Here is a 16,953-nt window from a genome sequence, read left to right as displayed (position 1 = left end):
TATACTAAAAATGAAAAAATTATTTACCGTTTTAGCCATTGCTTTATTCACAATTGGATTACAAGCACAAGACACAAAACCTGCACCCAAAAAAGAAACTAAAAAAGAATCTTGCTGTAAAAAGACAGATGACAAAAAAGACAAAAAATGTTGCGCTAAAAAATAAGCAGAACACGTTTAAAAGTAAAATGCCTCAAATATTTGAGGCATTTTTTTATGTTTTTCTTTGCCACGAATTCCACTAATTAGCACAAATTATTTCTTTTCTAAAATGCATTAAGCATTATGAATTAGTGAAAATTTGTGAAATTCGTGGCAAAAAAACTATTTCAATCTTACGCTCCATTCAAAATCCATTTCAGAAACCTGAATTCCTTCTTCATTTGTTCCAATAGATTTCATCCAGAAAGTTTGCCCTTCACCTGTTGCAATTGTTCTTTGAATCGCTTCTGCAATTAAATGTCCGTCGTTGCAAACGAATGTGATTCTTCCGGTGGCTTTTTTGGTGAAGTTTCCTTTATTATTGGCTACCAGCATTGAGATTTTTTTTCCGCTTTGTTTAATTTGCGAGATCACCAATGCTCCTGTTGTTAATTCTGCTGCCATTGCCTGAACCGCAAAATACATAGAGTTAAAAGGATTTTGATTAATCCATCTGTGTTTTACACTTACCACACATCTATCTTCATCGATTGCTTTTACACGCACACCACAAAAGTAAGCTGATGGTAATTTGAATAACACAAATTTGTTGAGTTTAGAAACTGATATTGCCATGTGATTTATTTTTTATGTAAAAATACAAAAAAACTATGCACGCACAATAAATTGCTTTTACTTTCATAAATAGTCAACAAAATCAATACTTAACGATGATTTTCAATGCGTTAAAGATCAATTTAAAATTTTAACTTTGTTAAAATTATGTTAATATTTGGTACTATGCAAAACAAGATACTGTCTTTTAGACATATATTTGCATAAGAAAATACTATATACTTTTAATCATGCAAATAACAACACCACTCATCATGGAAACAACATCAGAAAAGAACATCGCAACGTTCACACACTTAAGCACTTTAAGTCAGTACATCATTCCGTTTGGGAATTATATTTTCCCAATATTAATCTGGACGAGTTACAAAGACAAATCAGAATTTGTAAATTATAGCGGAAAACAAACGTTAAATTTTCAATTAAGTCTTTTGCTTTACACTTTAATTCTGGCCTTAATTGCAATTCCAATTTTTGCCTTTGTACTTTTAAAAAACCTGCCAATCAACACGGTTTTTAACGATGAAGATTTAATCATCAGAAATCTAAACATCGACGGAAATATTGGAATTTTAAGTATTGGAGCAACAGCGGTTTTACTTTTTGGATTATTAAAATTTGTAGAATTCTTTTTAGTGATTTATGCTTCAATAAAAACTTCAAACGGAGAATTTTATAAATATCCGCTAACGATTCCTTTTATAAAGTAATCATTAAAAATTAAAAGTATACCCGAAACTTTACAAGCAATCAACAAGGATCGTTTCGGAATCAATCATCAATCAATCATCATCAATCAAAAAACGAATTGTTCAATCAAAAAAAAACAAAATGAAATTATGAACATTGAAAACACAAAAGCACAGATGCGCAAAGGTGTTCTTGAGTTTTGCATCTTATCTGTATTAAAAGAAAAAGACGCATACACATCAGAAATATTAGACACTTTAAAAAACGCAAAATTACTAGTTGTTGAGGGAACAGTTTATCCACTTTTGACTAGGCTGAAAAACGACGGCTTGCTTAATTATCGTTGGGAAGAATCGACTTCAGGACCACCACGAAAATATTATGGATTAACCGAAATAGGACAAACATTTTTAAACGAACTTAGCGGAACCTGGACAGAATTGTCTGACGCCGTAAATCTAATCACCAATCAAAATCAATAAGTCATGAACAAAACAGTAAATATTAACTTAGGCGGTATGGTTTTTCATATAGATGAAGATGCATATTTAAAATTGACACGCTATTTTGACGCAATAAAACGATCACTAAACAACTCATCCGGTCAGGACGAAATCATTAAGGATATCGAAATGCGTGTTTCTGAATTATTAATAGAGAAACAAAAAAGCGACAAACATGTTGTAGGACTAAAAGATGTTGATGAAGTGATTGTAGTAATGGGACAACCGGAAGACTACATTCTGGAGGACGAAGAAAGATCTAATCAGTCTTTTAACGAATACGGATCAAGAAAACATAAAAAATTATACCGTGATAAAGAAAAAGGTATGATTGGCGGTGTTGCAACCGGTTTAGGTCATTATTTTGGAATCGACGCTGTATGGATAAAAATTCTGTTCTTAGTATTTGTTTTTGCAGGTTTTGGAACTGGTATTTTAGCTTATTTCGTTCTTTGGATCGTAACACCGGAAGCGATAACAACATCAGAAAAACTTGAAATGACAGGTGAACCGGTGACGATTTCGAACATTGAGAAAAAAGTTCGTGAAGAAATTGAATCATTATCTAGTAAATTCAAAAATGCAGATTATGATGCAATGGGAAACCAGGTAAAGTCAGGAGCTGAGAGAATAAGTAGTTCATTTGGAGACTTTGTAATGACGGTTTTTAAAATCTTTGCTAAATTTTTAGGCGTAATCTTAATCATGTCAGGAATTAGTGTTTTGATCATGTTATTGATTGGGGTATTTACTTTAGGAACAAATGTATTTGTTGATTTTCCTTGGCAAAACTTCGTAGAAGCCGGAAACTTTACTGATTATCCTATATGGTCATTTGGTTTATTAATGTTCTTTGCCGTAGGGATTCCGTTTTTCTTTTTGACACTTTTAGGTTTCAAATTGTTATCTCCAAACTTAAAATCTATCGGGAACATTGTAAAATATACATTATTGGCCATCTGGATTATTGCTGTTGCCATTGCAATTAGTATTGGGATCAAGCAAGCTACTGAGATATCATACGACAACAAAACAGTAGAGAAAAAAGCGATTACTATTAGCACAAAAGATACATTGTTTGTAAAATTTAGATACAACGATTATTATGCTAAAGATTTGAATCACTATAGAGAATTTGAATTTGTACAAGATTCAGCAAACCATCAATTATTATACTCAAACGATGTTCGTTTGCATGTTTTACACACTGATGAAGCTGCTCCTTATATACAGATAGAAAAAAGCGCAAGAGGAAATTCGTTTATATCTGCAAAACAAAGAGCAGAAAAAATTAATTATAAGTTTCAAATTAACGGAAATCACTTAATTTTGGATAATTATTTTCTTACAGATGTAAAAAACAAATTTAGAGGTCAGGAAGTAGATGTGTATTTATACCTTCCTGAAGGACAATTATTCAAACCAGATGCATCTGTACAGGATTATGATGACTCAGAAAATGATTTCTTCAACTTACACTTTAGTGGTAATTACAACTACAAAGTTGAAGGTTCAAAAATTAAATGTCTGAATTGTCCATCTGAAGAAAATGATTATGAAGATACAACCGAAGAAACCAATATTGAAAATGATACCGTAAACGAAGTTTCGATTAAAATAAACGGAAAAGAAGTTTTGAACGGAAAAAAAACTAACGGAAGACTAACCACTGATAAAAACGGAGTTATAATCAAAATTAACTAAGCCATGATAAAAATAATCATTCATATTACGAAATTCATTATTGCGACTGTTACAGCATTATTGTTTGCCTCATGCAACTTTAACGTGAACTCGATTGAAGGAAGCGGACATGTTACGACCGAAAAAAGAATCGTAGAGGGAGATTTTACAAAAGTATCCGTAAGCAATGCGATCGACTTAGTAATTATACAATCAGACTCAAATGAAATTGTTGTTGAAGCTGATGATAATTTACAAAAGGAAATTACTACAAAAGTTGAAAACGGAACTTTACTCATTAAATGTAAATACGGTTCTTTTCACGATGTAACCAAGAAAAAAGTAACTGTAAAAATGCCTAAAATTGACAAACTGGATGCTTCAAGTGCTTCTACTGTAATGAGTCAGGGTCTTTTGCAGGGAGAACATATTGATCTGGAAACTTCAAGTGCTGCAACAATGGATGTCAATGTAGAATACGATAACATTACAGTTGATTCCGGCAGCGGAAGTACCCTTAGCTTAAAAGGAAAAGCGTTGAGAATCAAAACTTCAGCATCAAGCGGATCAAGTATAAATGCAAACAAATTACTGGCGAATGAAGTTGATGCAGAAGCATCAAGCGGAGCAAGTACAAATGTTCACCCAATAGTAAGCTTAAAAGCAAAAGCCAGCAGTGGAGCAAGTATCAATTATGATGTTGCACCAAAAACTATCGAGAAAACTGCAAGTTCAGGAGGAAGTATCAGCCAGGGGTAAACGATATTTATCTGTTAAATATAAAAAAATCATTCATCGAAAGTGGATGATTTTTTTATATTTGTGAAAATCAAATCTAGAATTAATGAAAAAAAATACAGCCTTACTCCTATTATTATTGGTTACGACGTTAAGTTTTGGTCAAAGAAGAGAAAAAATAAAAGGATCTAAAATCGTAACTACTTCAATAAAAGAAGTAGGAGAATTTGATGGTATTGAAGCCGATGATAATTTAGAAGTTTACCTTGAAAGAGGAGAAAAAAATGAAATAAAAATCGAAGCCGATGATAATTTACATGAAATCATTGGGATGGATTTGAGAGAAAAAGTGCTTCGTTTATATACATCAAAAGAAAGTACTATTTTCAAAAAACTAATCGTTCGCGTTACCTATACAAAATCATTAAAAAGTGTAATTGCAAAAAATGAAGCTGTGGTATATGCCATTCAGGAAGTTCAGCTAGATGATATTACTTTTAATACTTTTGATTATGCTAAACTATTCCTAAATGTAAACTCAAAGAAATTTAGCTTGTTTGCAGATGATAAATCAAGAATTGAATTAAATTTAAAATCTGAAGACGCTAATCTTCAATTGAGTAAAAACTCAGCTATTAAAACATTAGTATCTGCCATAAAATTCAGATGTGATTTGTACCAAAAAGCTGCTGCTGCTATTGAAGGTATTGCAGAAAAAGCAACTATAAGGTTAGATAACAATTCAGTCTTTACCGGAACAAAATTTACGCTAAAAGAGGCCAATCTTACTACTGAAGGTTCTGCTGTGGCAACTGTTTTGTCCGAAACTTCAATCTCAATCGCAGCCGGAGACAAATCTGAAATTTCATTATTTGGAAACCCAAAAATTGAACTTACACGTTTTACAGAAGAAGCAAAACTTATCAAAAAACCAGGCGCAATAAAACTAAAAGAAAAAGCACCGTTATTAGAATAAGTTATATCAAAGCACAAAACTTTGCATAAAAAAAGTCCCATTCGATTAGAATGGGACTTTTTTTATTAATATCTATTTCAATTTCAATAATCCTCAACTGAGACTCAAAACCGAGACTGAAACTTTGAATACTTACTCCTGAGCAGCTAAATATCTTTCAGCATCTAATGCGGCCATACATCCAGTTCCTGCAGCAGTAATTGCCTGACGGTATACATGATCTGCAGCATCTCCGGCAACAAAAACACCTGGTACATTTGTATTAGATGTTCCCGGAGTATTTACAATATAACCAGTTTCATCAAGAGTAATGTAATTTGCAAAAATATCTGTATTTGGTTTGTGACCAATTGCTACGAAAAATCCTGTTGCAGGAATTTCAATAACTTCACCAGTAGTTTTGTTTAATGCTTTAATAGCATGTACTACTTGGTTATCACCCAAAACTTCAACAGTATCGTGGTTCATTAAAATCTCGATATTCTCTGTTTTGCGAACGCGTTCTTCCATAATTTTAGAAGCTCTGAATTTTTCGCTTCTTACCAACATCGTTACTTTTTTACAAAGTTTAGACAAGTAATGTGCTTCTTCGCAAGCAGAATCTCCTGCTCCTACGATTACTACCTCTTGATTGCGGTAGAAAAATCCGTCGCAAACGGCACAAGCCGAAACTCCACCGCCCATTTGCAAATAATGCTGTTCTGATGGTAATCCTAAATATTTAGCAGATGCTCCTGTAGAAATAATAACAGTTTCGCAGTGCAGCTCAATAGCATCATTGATCCAAACTTTATGAATATCTCCTGAAAAATCAACTTTTGTAGCCCATCCATCACGAATATCAGCTCCAAAACGTTTTGCTTGATCCTGTAACTGAACCATCATTTCCGGTCCTGTAACTCCATCAACATAACCCGGAAAATTTTCTACTTCGTTTGTCGTAGTCAACTGTCCGCCTGGCTGCATTCCCTGATATAAAACTGGATTCATATTAGCTCTGGCTGCATAAATAGCCGCAGTATAACCTGCCGGACCAGAACCTATAATTAGGCATTTAATTTTTTCGATTGTATCTGACATAGTATGTATAGTTTTAAGTGATGCAAATGTAAACTTTATTATAAAAAATTACCACCAAATCAAATCCTAAATAACTATCTTAAAATAAGTTTTATTTATTTTCATATTTTTCTTTTCTAAAACAAATTTATTACTATATTTGCATCCGCTTACGGGCAGTACAACAAATACATCTTCGGGGTGTAGCGTAGCCCGGTTATCGCGCCTGCTTTGGGAGCAGGAGGCCGCAGGTTCGAATCCTGCCACCCCGACAAAAAAGTCTTTTCATCTTCTTGAAAAGACTTTTTTTTTTGCTTTGTAATTAATCATTCATATGATTTTTAAATATAAAAAAATTAAGGAGTTATCACGTCCCGATTGAAAATCGGGAAGACCAAAGGTTCGAATCCTGCCACCCCGACAAAAAAGTCTTTTCATCTTCTTGAAAAGACTTTTTTTTTGCTTTGTAATTAATCATTCATATGATTTTTAAATATTAAAAAATAAGGAGTTATCACGTCCCGATTGAAAATCGGGAAGACCAAAGGTTCGAAAGAGTCTCTTTTTTTATTTAAAATCATTCAACCATTTTAAAATCAAATAAAACAAAAAATGTCTTTTTATACAATAAATATACCTTTCTGTGAGCTGCCAATTTTATTTTGAATAGCTCTCTTTGTGCAAAATTCAGAAAATCATAAAAATGAAAATCTTACTATTGCACCTATTTTTTACTATCTCACTGACAACCATTGCACAAGAAAATTTACCACTACAAAATCAGGACATCAAAATTGAGAAACTAAAATTGTACAAAGAAAAAGCTCACGCATCTTATTATCACAATAAATTTAACGGAAGAAAAACAGCAAGCGGTACAAGATTCGACAACACAAAACTGACTGCTGCCCATAAAAAACTTCCTTTTGGAACAATGCTAAAAATCACAAACGAAATAAACAAGAAATCTGTTATTGTAAAAGTTACCGACAGAGGTCCTTTTATAAACGGACGAGAAATTGATTTGTCTAAAAAAGCTTTTATGGACATTACTTCAAATAAAAAAAGCGGAGGGATTATTGTAAAAATTGAGATTATAGAGAAATAAAAACTTTCTAATTAATGAATCATCAATACTGTTAATTCTTTTTAGGTAAAAAAACTCACCGCGTTAAAATGTTGTTATATTTACAAATCATAATATTACACTTATCTCTTTATGGAAAGTTTTCTTATTGTTGCCTTATTTTGTTTTCTGATCTATATCCTTAATACTATCAAGGGGCGTTTTGATCATCTTGAAAACGACATTCAGAAACTTAGTAAAAAAATAGATCTCCTGAAAGCAACAGAAAAAGCTCCGGAAACCACTTCGGTTTCCCCAATTCCTGTTGTTAAAAAAGAAGAATTTAGTATCGATCCTGAACAAGCAAAACAAAATACGTTTGAAGTTGTAGAAGTTATAGAACAAAAAATTGATGATGCCCAATTAGAAAAAATTGCATTATCATCCAGCACCGATAATTTGCCTAAACCAGTCGAATCTAAACCCCTTGAACCAAAACCAATCCCTAAACCAATTATTCCTGCTGAACCTGAAAAATCATTCTGGGAAAATTTTAAAGAGAAAAACCCGGATCTGGAAAAATTCATTGGCGAAAACCTGATCAATAAAATTGGTGTTTTAATTCTGGTTTTAGGAATTAGCTATTTTGTAAAATATGCCATCGACAAAGACTGGATCAACGAACCTGCACGTGTTGGTATTGGTGTTTTATGTGGCGTTCTGGTTATGGGAATTGCGCATAAATTACGTAAAAAGTATGCCGCTTTCAGTTCTGTAATTGTAGCCGGGGCAATCGCCATTTTCTATTTTACAATCGGGATTGCTTTTCATGATTATCACTTATTCAATCAAACTGTCGCTTTTAGTATAATGGTTATTATTACAGCATTTAGTGCTTTAATATCTTTATCCTACGATCGCGTCGAGTTAGCTGTTCTGTCATTAATTGGCGGATTTGCAGTACCGTTTATGGTCAGTACCGGCGAAGGAAATTATGTGGTTCTTTTTACTTATATCATTATTTTAAACATTGGGATTCTAGCAATCGCTTATTACAAAAAATGGAATCTGGTTAATATTCTGGCTTACTTATTTACCATATTATTATATGGTGCATGGTTATCCCGAGACTTAAACTCAGAAAAACCTCATTATTTGGGAGCGTTGATATTTGGCTTTATTTTCTATTTCATTTTTATATTAATGAATATTGTAAATAACATCAGATCAAAAGGAGAATTTTCTAAAACCCAGCTTACTATTTTGGCCAGCAACACCTTTTTGTTTTACGGCGCCGGAATGGCAATCTTGGCGAATTATCATCCGGAACTAAAAGGTTTGTTTACCACAATTCTTGCTTTTCTAAATTTAATTTACGCTTGGTTTCTATACAAAAAATTCGACCTCGACCAGAAAGCCGCTTATTTACTTATTGGGTTAACGCTGACTTTTATAACATTAGCAATTCCTATTCAGTTCCAAGGCAATTATATTACCTTGTTTTGGGCAGCCGAAGCCGTTTTATTATTATGGCTTTCTCAAAAATCTAAGATTCCCAGTTATAAATTTGGTTCTGTAATCGTTCATATCTTAATGCTCTTTAGCCTGATCATGGACTGGAATAAATACTATAATGGCAATGAACCTTTGAGTATTATCATTAATCCTATCTTTATAACAGGAATTTTTGCCGTAAGTTCTTTGCTTGCGATTTGGTATTTATTAAAAGACGAAACCGGAAATTCTACCACTTTCGATATTATTTTTAATCCTGAAAAACACAAACGAATTGTTTTAGAAACAGGAGTTGTACTATTGTACTTCACTGGCCTGTTCGAAGTTATTTATCAGTCGAATCATTACATCGAAAATTTATACAGTTCTATAGCTTTACCTATTTTGTATCATTTATTATTCTCGGCTTTTTTTTCTTCTTATTTGATAAAAAGAAAAACAGAAACCGGATATCAGGGCGCTTTATTACTGGCAATTGCTAATATTGTGTTGTTTACATTCTGGTTTTCCAATTATCCGTTTCTGGAACATAAAGACATCATAAATTCAGGAACCGGCAAATCGATCGCGTTTTATCTTCATTATATCTCGCTGATTATTACGATTTATTTTGGCTGTCAATTGTTTCAGATCTATAAAAAAGTTGATTTCTCATTTTTCAAAAGCCGCTATTTTATGTGGGTCGCGGCATTTTTCGTGATCTACATTGCCAGCTCAGAAGTTATGCTTCATGGTCTTGTGTTTATGAATTCGCCAGTTACAAGTCAGGATATGCAAACGAGTTCTATGTATGCCAGCTATAAATCTGACTTACCTTATTTGCGTGATTTTATTGCAAATGATTATATTAGTCTGGCAAGAACTAAAATTATTAAAACAGGATTTCCGATTCTTTGGGGAATTTTAGCGTTTGTATTTTTGATAATCGGAATAAAAAAACAACTCAAATCTTTACGAATAATCGCTTTATCCTTACTTGGCTTGACGATTTTGAAATTGTTTTTATATGACATCAGCAACATTTCTGAAACCGGAAAAATCATATCCTTTATCCTTTTAGGAATTTTAATTTTGATTATCTCTTTTGTATATCAAAAAATCAAAGTATTAGTTATTGACGAAAACAAGCCTGAAGAAACAAATGAAACTAAATAAATTTATAGCATTACTTTTTATTACAAACCTGTCGTTTGGGCAATATCAAACCACAGGAAAAATAAAACCGGTTTCTGAGAATGGCCTGCATGAGATTGTTTTATCATCTGAAATCAGGTCGTATTCAAATCAGGATTTAAGCGATATCAGAATATTTGATTCTAAAGGAAATGAGATTCCGTATTTTATTCAAAGTAACAATGCTGTCGCTACAAATGCTTTTGAGGAATATACAATTGTTTCAAAAACGGTTTATCCTAAAAAAAGCACTTCAATAATTGTTGCAGTTCCGGCTAATAAACACAACAATCAGCTTTCGCTTTTTATAGCCAATGCCGATGTAGAAAAAAGGTATTCTGTTTCAGGAAGTGATGACCAAAAAGAGTGGTTTGGAATATCTGACGCACAAACACTTTATGATTTAAACAGTACATCGGAAACAAGCGTTGTCAAAACCATTTCATATCCTTTGAGTACGTATCATTATCTAAAAATAGATTTTGACGATCGAAAAACACTTCCTGTTAATATTTTGAAAGTTGGTAATTTTAGTACTCAATTACAAAAAAACACATTACAGGAAATTACTCCTCAAAAATCTGTAAAAACAGAAACTCCTTCAAAAAAAGAAACTCAGATTCATATTCTTTTTAATACGCCGCAAGTTATTAATGAGATTTCATTCGAAATATCAAAACCTACTTATTACAAGCGTACAGCAATTCTTTACAAGAAAACAAAGCGCGAAACAAGAAAAAAATCTCAAGTCTTCGATGAAGAAATTATTTCTTTTGAATTAAATTCCGGCACAAAAAACACTTTTACTTTTCCTGAAATATTCGAAAAGGAGTTCTTTATAAAAATTGAAAACCACGACAATCAGCCCTTACAAATTTCGAAAATAAAGTATGCCCAAAAACCAATTTCTATTGTAGCCGATTTAAATACCGGTGAAAATTATATTTTAAAAACAGGAAATAAGAATTTGACGGAGCCGGAATATGATCTTTCAAATTTTAAAAATAACATTGCTGCTAATTTGCCTCAAACATCTGTATACGATATTGAGCAAAAAACTACAGTAAAAAGCCAAAGAGCAAAACAATCTTTCTGGCAGCAATCCTGGTTTATGTGGATTTGTATTGTGTTAGGCGGAATCACGATTTTATTCTTTACAGCCAGTTTAGTAAAAGATTTAAAAAGAAAGAATTAAAAATTAAAAATCTATTTTAACTATATTTCCATTTTCGTAGTTTAAACAGTCAAAATTGCACTTTTTAGTCTGAAAATTAAGAAAAAATAGAGCGAAATTTCTCTATTATTTTTCTTTCCCGGAGATATTAAATTCGGCAAAACACGCACTATACAACGATTAACCGATGTTTATCAAATGTTAACAAAATAGATTTTCAGAAACCATAAATAATTGTATTTTTACGGTTCAAAATTCAGAAAATAAATGGGCAAAATCATTGCGATTGCTAATCAAAAAGGAGGCGTTGGAAAGACTACTACATCTGTAAATCTTGCGGCCTCATTGGGTGTTTTAGAAAAAAAAGTATTATTGATTGATGCTGATCCTCAAGCAAATGCCACATCTGGCCTTGGGATTGATGTAGAATCTGTTGAGATTGGTACCTACCAAATACTTGAACACAGCCACACCCCTAAAGAAACCATTATTAAATGTTCAGCTGTAAATGTTGATGTAATTCCTGCACACATTGATCTTGTTGCCATCGAAATCGAATTGGTTGATAAAGAAAACAGAGAATACATGCTTAAAAAAGCATTAGAAAGTGTAAAAGACGAATATGATTATATCATTATCGACTGTGCTCCTTCATTAGGTTTACTAACTTTGAATGCTTTAACAGCAGCTGATTCAGTAGTTATCCCTATTCAATGTGAATATTTTGCACTTGAAGGATTAGGAAAATTATTGAATACCATAAAAAGTATTCAAAAAATACACAACCCGGATCTTGATATCGAAGGATTGTTACTAACGATGTACGATTCGAGATTACGTTTATCAAATCAGGTTGTCGAAGAGGTTCAAAAACACTTTAACGATATGGTTTTTGATACCGTTATTCAGCGAAATGTAAAATTAAGCGAAGCCCCAAGTTTTGGTGAAAGCATCATTAATTATGACGCAACAAGCAAAGGAGCAGTTAATTATATTCATTTAGCTCAAGAAATTATAAAGAAAAACAGCAAATAGTTTTTATGACAAAAGCAATTAAAAAACAAGCCTTAGGAAGAGGATTATCAGCATTATTAAAAGATCCGGAAAACGACATTGTATCAGTAGAAGACAAAAATGCTGACAAAGTTGTTGGAAACATCATAGAGCTTGAAATAAGTGCTATCGAAATAAATCCTTTTCAGCCCAGAAGTAATTTTAATGAAGAATCGTTACGCGAATTAGCCACTTCTATTAAAGAACTTGGTGTGATTCAACCTATTACTGTTCGAAAATTAGACTTCAATAAATACCAGCTAATTTCAGGAGAGCGTCGTTTGCGAGCTTCTACTCTGGTTGGCTTAACACATGTTCCTGCATACATTCGTATTGCCAATGACAACGAATCATTGGTTATGGCTTTGGTAGAGAACATTCAGCGTCATGACTTAGACCCAATTGAGATCGCGCTTTCGTACCAGCGTTTAATTGATGAAATTCAATTGACTCAGGAACAAATGAGTGAACGCGTTGGTAAAAAACGTTCTACAATTGCCAATTATTTACGTCTTTTAAAACTGGACCCAATTATTCAAACCGGTATTCGTGATGGTTTTATCAGCATGGGACATGGTAGAGCGATCATTAATATTGAAGACCTGGATATTCAGACTGATATTTATCAAAAAATAGTGAGCCAGAATTTATCTGTTCGTGAAACAGAAACTTTGGTTAAAAATTATCACGAAAGTTTAAAACCAAAAGCAGAGGGAAAACCAAAAACCGATTCTGCATTTGTAATTAGAGAAACACAAAAAAATACTTTCAATGATTACTTTGGTGCAAAAGTTGATGTAAAAGTCGCTGGTAACGGAAAAGGAAAAATTACAATTCCTTTTAATTCTGAAGCTGACTTTAATCGAATTATAAAATTAATAAACGATAGTGAATAAGATTGTCCCCATAAGTCTATTGTTCTTTCTTACAGGAACCGTTTCTATTTTTGCCCAGGCAAAAAAAGACACGGTTTTGGTTGTTAAAGACACTAGCAAGTTACAAGAAATTGACCCGCTTACTCCGGCAAAAGCAGCTTTTTACTCGGCAATTTTACCGGGTTTAGGTCAGGCATACAATAAAAAATACTGGAAAATACCACTAGTTTACGGAGCAATTGGTACAAGTTTATATTTCTATATTGACAATAATAATAAATACCGCGATTATCGCAGGGCCTACAAACGAAGACTCGAAGGTTATAATGATGATGATTATCAATTTCTTGACGAAAGCAGACTTGTGGCCGGACAGAAATTCTATCAGCGAAATAGGGATTTATCTGCATTGTTTGTAGTAGGATTTTATGTTTTAAATATTATCGATGCCAATGTTGATGCCGCTTTAATTCAGTTTAACGTAAACGAAAGATTATCAATGCGTCCGGAAATTTATCCTAACGATGTAACTTTTAGACCAAATGTTGGACTAACTTTTAATTACCAATTTTAAATAGCTCCTGTTATTTAAATACAAAAAATAAATACAAAATGAAAATTGCGCTTTTAGGATACGGAAAAATGGGTAAAGTAATTGAACGAATTGCTTTAGAAAGAGGTCATGAAATTGTTTTAAAGAAAGACGAATCTAATACATACGACGGACTTTCGACTGCAGATGTCGCAATTGATTTTAGCGTTCCAACTGCAGCAGTAAGCAACATTTCGACTTGTTTTAACAATAATGTACCCGTAGTTTCAGGAACAACTGGCTGGTTAGAGCATTTTGATGAAATGGTTGCGCTTTGCAATGAAAAACAAGGTGGTTTTATATCCAGTTCAAACTTTAGTCTGGGAGTTAATATCTTCTTCGAACTAAACAAATACCTGGCAAAAATTATGTCACAATTTGACTCTTACAAAGTGACGATGGAAGAAATTCATCATACTCAAAAATTAGATGCTCCAAGCGGAACAGCTATTTCTTTGGCCAAAGGCGTTATCGAAAATAGCAACTATGCAAATTGGACATTAGAAGAAGCAAAAAATAATACTGAAATTCATATCGAAGCAAAAAGAATTGGCGATGTTCCGGGAACCCATACCGTAACTTATGATTCAATTGTAGACAGCATCGAATTAAAACATACTGCTCACAATCGCGAAGGTTTTGCTCTTGGAGCTGTAATTGCTGCTGAATGGCTTGCTGGTAAAACAGGAATTTACAGCATGAAAGATGTATTAAATTTAAAATAACAGATTGAAATTTTCAAGGTACAATCAAAAACCCTGAAACTTGAAACTTTAAACAAAACATTATGACACTATATCTTTGGTTCGTATTTTTCTTAGCCGTACAAGTAATCCACTTTCTGGGAACCTGGAAATTATATCAGGCAGCCGGAAGAAAAACCTGGGAAGCTGCAATTCCGGTTTACAATTCGATCGTTTTAATGAAAATAATCAGCCGCCCAACCTGGTGGACTTTGCTGCTTTTCATCCCGATTATTAACCTGATTATGTTTCCTGTAGTTTGGGTAGAAACGTTAAGAACATTTGGTAAAAAATCTACGTTAGACACTTTACTGGGAATTTTTACTTTTGGATTCTATATCTATTATGTAAATTATACTCAGAAATTAGAATATAATGCCAATAGAGAATTAAGACCACAAAATAAAACTGCTGACACTGTAAGTTCACTGCTTTTTGCTATTATCGTTGCAACATTAGTACATACTTACGTGGTACAACCGTATACAATCCCTACTTCATCTTTAGAAAAATCATTATTAATTGGTGACTTTTTATTCGTGAGTAAAGTAAATTATGGTCCTCGTGTGCCTATGACAACGGTAGCATTACCAATGGTTCACGATACAATACCATTCTTAAAAAGAAAATCCTACTTAAGCTGGCCACAATTACCTTATTTTAGATTGCCTGCTTTAGAAAAAATACAAAGAGCAGATATTGTCGTTTTTAACTGGCCTGTAGATACGGTTCACTATTTTTATGAGCCAAAAGGAAGACCGGGAGTTATAAAACCGATCGATAAAAAATCGAATTACGTAAAAAGATGCGTTGGTATTCCTGGTGATAGTTTGTCTATTAGAGATGGATTTGTTTTCATCAACGGGAAAAAATTAGTTATGCCAGAAAGAGCTAAACCACAATATTCTTATTCAGTGGCTTTAGACGGAAAAACCTCTATTGATTTCGAATCTTTAATGAAAGAGCTTGATATTACTGATGGTGCTTATATTAAAGATCAACAAAAAAGAGATACTATTTATTTCAGAGCTTTGACAGAAGCAAGTGCAGAACGTTTAAAAAACACTCCCGGAATTACTGCTGTAAAAAGAGAAATTGACAGAGGAAACGATAATGCTATCTTCCCTCATATCAACAAATGGAGCCAGGATAATTTTGGACCTATCTACATTCCGGAAGCAGGAAAAACTGTTGCATTAACGAATGAGTCATTGCCATTTTACAAAGAAATCATTACCAAATACGAAGGCAATACTTTACAATTAGACGGTTCACATTTCCTAATAAATGGAAAACAAGCTAATACTTATACCTTTAAACAAAACTATTACTGGATGATGGGAGACAACCGTCACAACTCAGAAGATAGTCGTTATTGGGGTTATGTTCCTGCAGATCATATCGTAGGAAAACCTGTTTTTATCTGGATGAGCTGGGATACGAACGGAAAAGGAATCAACAAGATTCGTTGGAACAGAGTTTTTACGACTGTTAACGGAGAAGGACAACCACAATCTTACTTTAAGTATTTCTTAATTATTCTTGCACTTTATTTTGTTGGAGAGTATTTCTGGAAAAAAAGAAAAGAAAACAAAGCATAAAAAAATAGTTTATTTTTGTTTCAGGTTTCAAGTTTCAGGTTCTTTGCGAACGTGAAACTTGAAACCTGAAACATTTAACGTAAAACTTAACAAAATGAATTCCTTATTACTTCCTACCTATTTTCCTTCGATTAGCCACTTTGCAGTTATGGCTCAATCTGAAAATATTACTTTTGAAATGGAAGATAATTTTCAAAAACAGACCAATAGAAATCGTGCTTATATCTATAGTCCTAACGGTATCCAGTTATTGAATATCCCGGTTAAACATTCTAAAACATTACATCAAAAAACGAAAGATGTTTTAATTGAAAATGAATTTGACTGGCAAAAACAACATTTTAAGTCTCTGGAAGCCGGATATAGAAGTTCTCCTTTTTTCGAATTTTTTGAAGATGACATTCGTCCTGTTTTCGAAAAACAGCATACTTTTTTAATCGATCTCAACATGGAAGTTTTAGACATCGTAACAAAGTGTTTACGAATGAAATTAGAATTTTCCAGGACTACAGAATATTTCCATGAGACTGAAAATATTACTGACTACAGAATTTTGGCAAACGGAAAAAAAGATCCAAACGTATTCGAAAAATACACCCAGGTCTTTGATGACAAACATGGGTTCATCAACAATTTAAGTGTTTTGGATTTACTTTTTAATGAGGGAAAATTTGCAATGGATTATTTAAAAACACAAAAACTGGTTTAAGTTTCTGATAATAAAAATCCTAATTT

At 32.9% G+C, this 16,953-nt stretch carries 17 protein-coding genes and 1 tRNA gene; 16 read left to right on the top strand and 2 right to left on the bottom strand.

What is annotated here, in order from left to right:
• Nucleotides 1–10 precede the first annotated feature (10 nt).
• Nucleotides 11–166, top strand: a complete 156-nt coding sequence (locus RC62_RS22830) for a hypothetical protein (protein WP_157472366.1) — start codon at nucleotides 11–13, stop codon at nucleotides 164–166.
• 158 nt (nucleotides 167–324) lie between these two features.
• Here the strand turns inward: RC62_RS22830 and RC62_RS05445 are convergent, their stop codons facing one another.
• Nucleotides 325–777 carry a DUF4442 domain-containing protein gene (locus RC62_RS05445; RefSeq protein WP_055093372.1) on the bottom strand — a complete coding sequence of 151 codons (453 nt, stop codon included), beginning with the start codon at nucleotides 775–777 and terminating at the stop codon, nucleotides 325–327.
• 254 nt (nucleotides 778–1,031) lie between these two features.
• Here RC62_RS05445 and RC62_RS05440 point away from each other — a divergent pair, with 254 nt between their 5' ends.
• From RC62_RS05440 to RC62_RS05420, 5 genes are all read left to right on the top strand, one after another.
• Complete coding sequence (locus RC62_RS05440; protein ID WP_055093423.1) at nucleotides 1,032–1,487, top strand: DUF4870 domain-containing protein; 456 nt, start codon at nucleotides 1,032–1,034, stop codon at nucleotides 1,485–1,487.
• Between the two features lie 129 nt (nucleotides 1,488–1,616).
• Nucleotides 1,617–1,949: a PadR family transcriptional regulator gene (locus RC62_RS05435; RefSeq protein ID WP_008464689.1), complete on the top strand. Its 333-nt coding sequence runs from the start codon at nucleotides 1,617–1,619 to the stop codon at nucleotides 1,947–1,949.
• 3 nt (nucleotides 1,950–1,952) lie between these two features.
• Nucleotides 1,953–3,674: a PspC domain-containing protein gene (locus RC62_RS05430; RefSeq protein WP_055093370.1), complete on the top strand. Its 1,722-nt coding sequence runs from the start codon at nucleotides 1,953–1,955 to the stop codon at nucleotides 3,672–3,674.
• A 3-nt stretch (nucleotides 3,675–3,677) separates the two neighbouring features.
• Nucleotides 3,678–4,412, top strand: coding sequence for a head GIN domain-containing protein (locus RC62_RS05425; RefSeq protein WP_055093368.1), 735 nt, complete (start codon nucleotides 3,678–3,680; stop codon nucleotides 4,410–4,412).
• Between the two features lie 85 nt (nucleotides 4,413–4,497).
• Nucleotides 4,498–5,367, top strand: coding sequence for a GIN domain-containing protein (locus RC62_RS05420; RefSeq protein ID WP_055093365.1), 870 nt, complete (start codon nucleotides 4,498–4,500; stop codon nucleotides 5,365–5,367).
• Nucleotides 5,368–5,499: 132 nt separating this feature from the next.
• Here the strand turns inward: RC62_RS05420 and trxB are convergent, their stop codons facing one another.
• The gene (gene trxB, locus RC62_RS05415; protein ID WP_055093363.1) at nucleotides 5,500–6,447 is read right to left on the bottom strand and encodes a thioredoxin-disulfide reductase; all 948 of its coding nucleotides are present in this window, start codon (nucleotides 6,445–6,447) and stop codon (nucleotides 5,500–5,502) included.
• Between the two features lie 176 nt (nucleotides 6,448–6,623).
• Between trxB and RC62_RS05410 the strand changes: the two genes are divergently transcribed.
• The 10 genes from RC62_RS05410 to RC62_RS05365 all read left to right on the top strand — a co-directional run bounded on the left by RC62_RS05410 (nucleotide 6,624) and on the right by RC62_RS05365 (nucleotide 16,927).
• Nucleotides 6,624–6,698 (top strand) — tRNA-Pro (locus RC62_RS05410).
• A 425-nt stretch (nucleotides 6,699–7,123) separates the two neighbouring features.
• Nucleotides 7,124–7,534, top strand: a complete 411-nt coding sequence (locus tag RC62_RS05405) for a septal ring lytic transglycosylase RlpA family protein (protein WP_316932851.1) — start codon at nucleotides 7,124–7,126, stop codon at nucleotides 7,532–7,534.
• A 111-nt stretch (nucleotides 7,535–7,645) separates the two neighbouring features.
• Nucleotides 7,646–10,162 (top strand): DUF2339 domain-containing protein, encoded by a 2,517-nt coding sequence (locus tag RC62_RS05400; RefSeq protein ID WP_055093359.1) that lies wholly within the window; start codon nucleotides 7,646–7,648, stop codon nucleotides 10,160–10,162.
• On the top strand, nucleotides 10,149–11,375 hold the full coding sequence (locus RC62_RS05395) for a DUF3999 family protein (RefSeq protein WP_055093357.1): 1,227 nt from the start codon (nucleotides 10,149–10,151) through the stop codon (nucleotides 11,373–11,375). Before RC62_RS05400 ends, RC62_RS05395 begins: the two co-directional genes overlap by 14 nt.
• 246 nt (nucleotides 11,376–11,621) lie before the next feature.
• Nucleotides 11,622–12,389 (top strand): ParA family protein, encoded by a 768-nt coding sequence (locus tag RC62_RS05390; RefSeq protein WP_055093355.1) that lies wholly within the window; start codon nucleotides 11,622–11,624, stop codon nucleotides 12,387–12,389.
• 5 nt (nucleotides 12,390–12,394) lie between these two features.
• Nucleotides 12,395–13,303, top strand: a complete 909-nt coding sequence (locus RC62_RS05385) for a ParB/RepB/Spo0J family partition protein (protein ID WP_055093353.1) — start codon at nucleotides 12,395–12,397, stop codon at nucleotides 13,301–13,303.
• Nucleotides 13,296–13,856, top strand: a complete 561-nt coding sequence (locus tag RC62_RS05380; RefSeq protein ID WP_055093351.1) for a DUF5683 domain-containing protein — start codon at nucleotides 13,296–13,298, stop codon at nucleotides 13,854–13,856. The genes RC62_RS05385 and RC62_RS05380 overlap by 8 nt, the downstream gene beginning before the upstream one ends.
• A 38-nt stretch (nucleotides 13,857–13,894) precedes the next feature.
• Nucleotides 13,895–14,599 carry a 4-hydroxy-tetrahydrodipicolinate reductase gene (gene dapB / locus RC62_RS05375; protein ID WP_055093350.1) on the top strand — a complete coding sequence of 235 codons (705 nt, stop codon included), beginning with the start codon at nucleotides 13,895–13,897 and terminating at the stop codon, nucleotides 14,597–14,599.
• 62 nt (nucleotides 14,600–14,661) lie between these two features.
• Nucleotides 14,662–16,218 carry a signal peptidase I gene (gene lepB, locus RC62_RS05370; RefSeq protein ID WP_055093348.1) on the top strand — a complete coding sequence of 519 codons (1,557 nt, stop codon included), beginning with the start codon at nucleotides 14,662–14,664 and terminating at the stop codon, nucleotides 16,216–16,218.
• A 94-nt stretch (nucleotides 16,219–16,312) separates the two neighbouring features.
• Nucleotides 16,313–16,927, top strand: coding sequence for a WbqC family protein (locus tag RC62_RS05365; protein WP_055093421.1), 615 nt, complete (start codon nucleotides 16,313–16,315; stop codon nucleotides 16,925–16,927).
• The last annotated feature ends 26 nt before the right edge of the window (nucleotides 16,928–16,953 follow it).

It is taken from the genome of Flavobacterium aquidurense, from assembly GCF_001404985.1.
Lineage (GTDB): Bacteria > Bacteroidota > Bacteroidia > Flavobacteriales > Flavobacteriaceae > Flavobacterium > Flavobacterium aquidurense_B.
Note: the sequence above shows the minus strand (reverse complement) of the source record. Positions and strands in the feature narration are given on the sequence as shown.

Coding starts and splice junctions, on each gene's coding strand:
- RC62_RS22830 (WP_157472366.1), top strand. CDS start 11: ATGAAAAAATTATTTACCGTTTTAGCCATTGCTTTATTCACAATTGGA.
- RC62_RS05445 (WP_055093372.1), bottom strand. CDS start 777: ATGGCAATATCAGTTTCTAAACTCAACAAATTTGTGTTATTCAAATTA.
- RC62_RS05440 (WP_055093423.1), top strand. CDS start 1,032: ATGGAAACAACATCAGAAAAGAACATCGCAACGTTCACACACTTAAGC.
- RC62_RS05435 (WP_008464689.1), top strand. CDS start 1,617: ATGAACATTGAAAACACAAAAGCACAGATGCGCAAAGGTGTTCTTGAG.
- RC62_RS05430 (WP_055093370.1), top strand. CDS start 1,953: ATGAACAAAACAGTAAATATTAACTTAGGCGGTATGGTTTTTCATATA.
- RC62_RS05425 (WP_055093368.1), top strand. CDS start 3,678: ATGATAAAAATAATCATTCATATTACGAAATTCATTATTGCGACTGTT.
- RC62_RS05420 (WP_055093365.1), top strand. CDS start 4,498: ATGAAAAAAAATACAGCCTTACTCCTATTATTATTGGTTACGACGTTA.
- trxB (WP_055093363.1), bottom strand. CDS start 6,447: ATGTCAGATACAATCGAAAAAATTAAATGCCTAATTATAGGTTCTGGT.
- RC62_RS05400 (WP_055093359.1), top strand. CDS start 7,646: ATGGAAAGTTTTCTTATTGTTGCCTTATTTTGTTTTCTGATCTATATC.
- RC62_RS05395 (WP_055093357.1), top strand. CDS start 10,149: ATGAAACTAAATAAATTTATAGCATTACTTTTTATTACAAACCTGTCG.
- RC62_RS05390 (WP_055093355.1), top strand. CDS start 11,622: ATGGGCAAAATCATTGCGATTGCTAATCAAAAAGGAGGCGTTGGAAAG.
- RC62_RS05385 (WP_055093353.1), top strand. CDS start 12,395: ATGACAAAAGCAATTAAAAAACAAGCCTTAGGAAGAGGATTATCAGCA.
- dapB (WP_055093350.1), top strand. CDS start 13,895: ATGAAAATTGCGCTTTTAGGATACGGAAAAATGGGTAAAGTAATTGAA.
- lepB (WP_055093348.1), top strand. CDS start 14,662: ATGACACTATATCTTTGGTTCGTATTTTTCTTAGCCGTACAAGTAATC.
- RC62_RS05365 (WP_055093421.1), top strand. CDS start 16,313: ATGAATTCCTTATTACTTCCTACCTATTTTCCTTCGATTAGCCACTTT.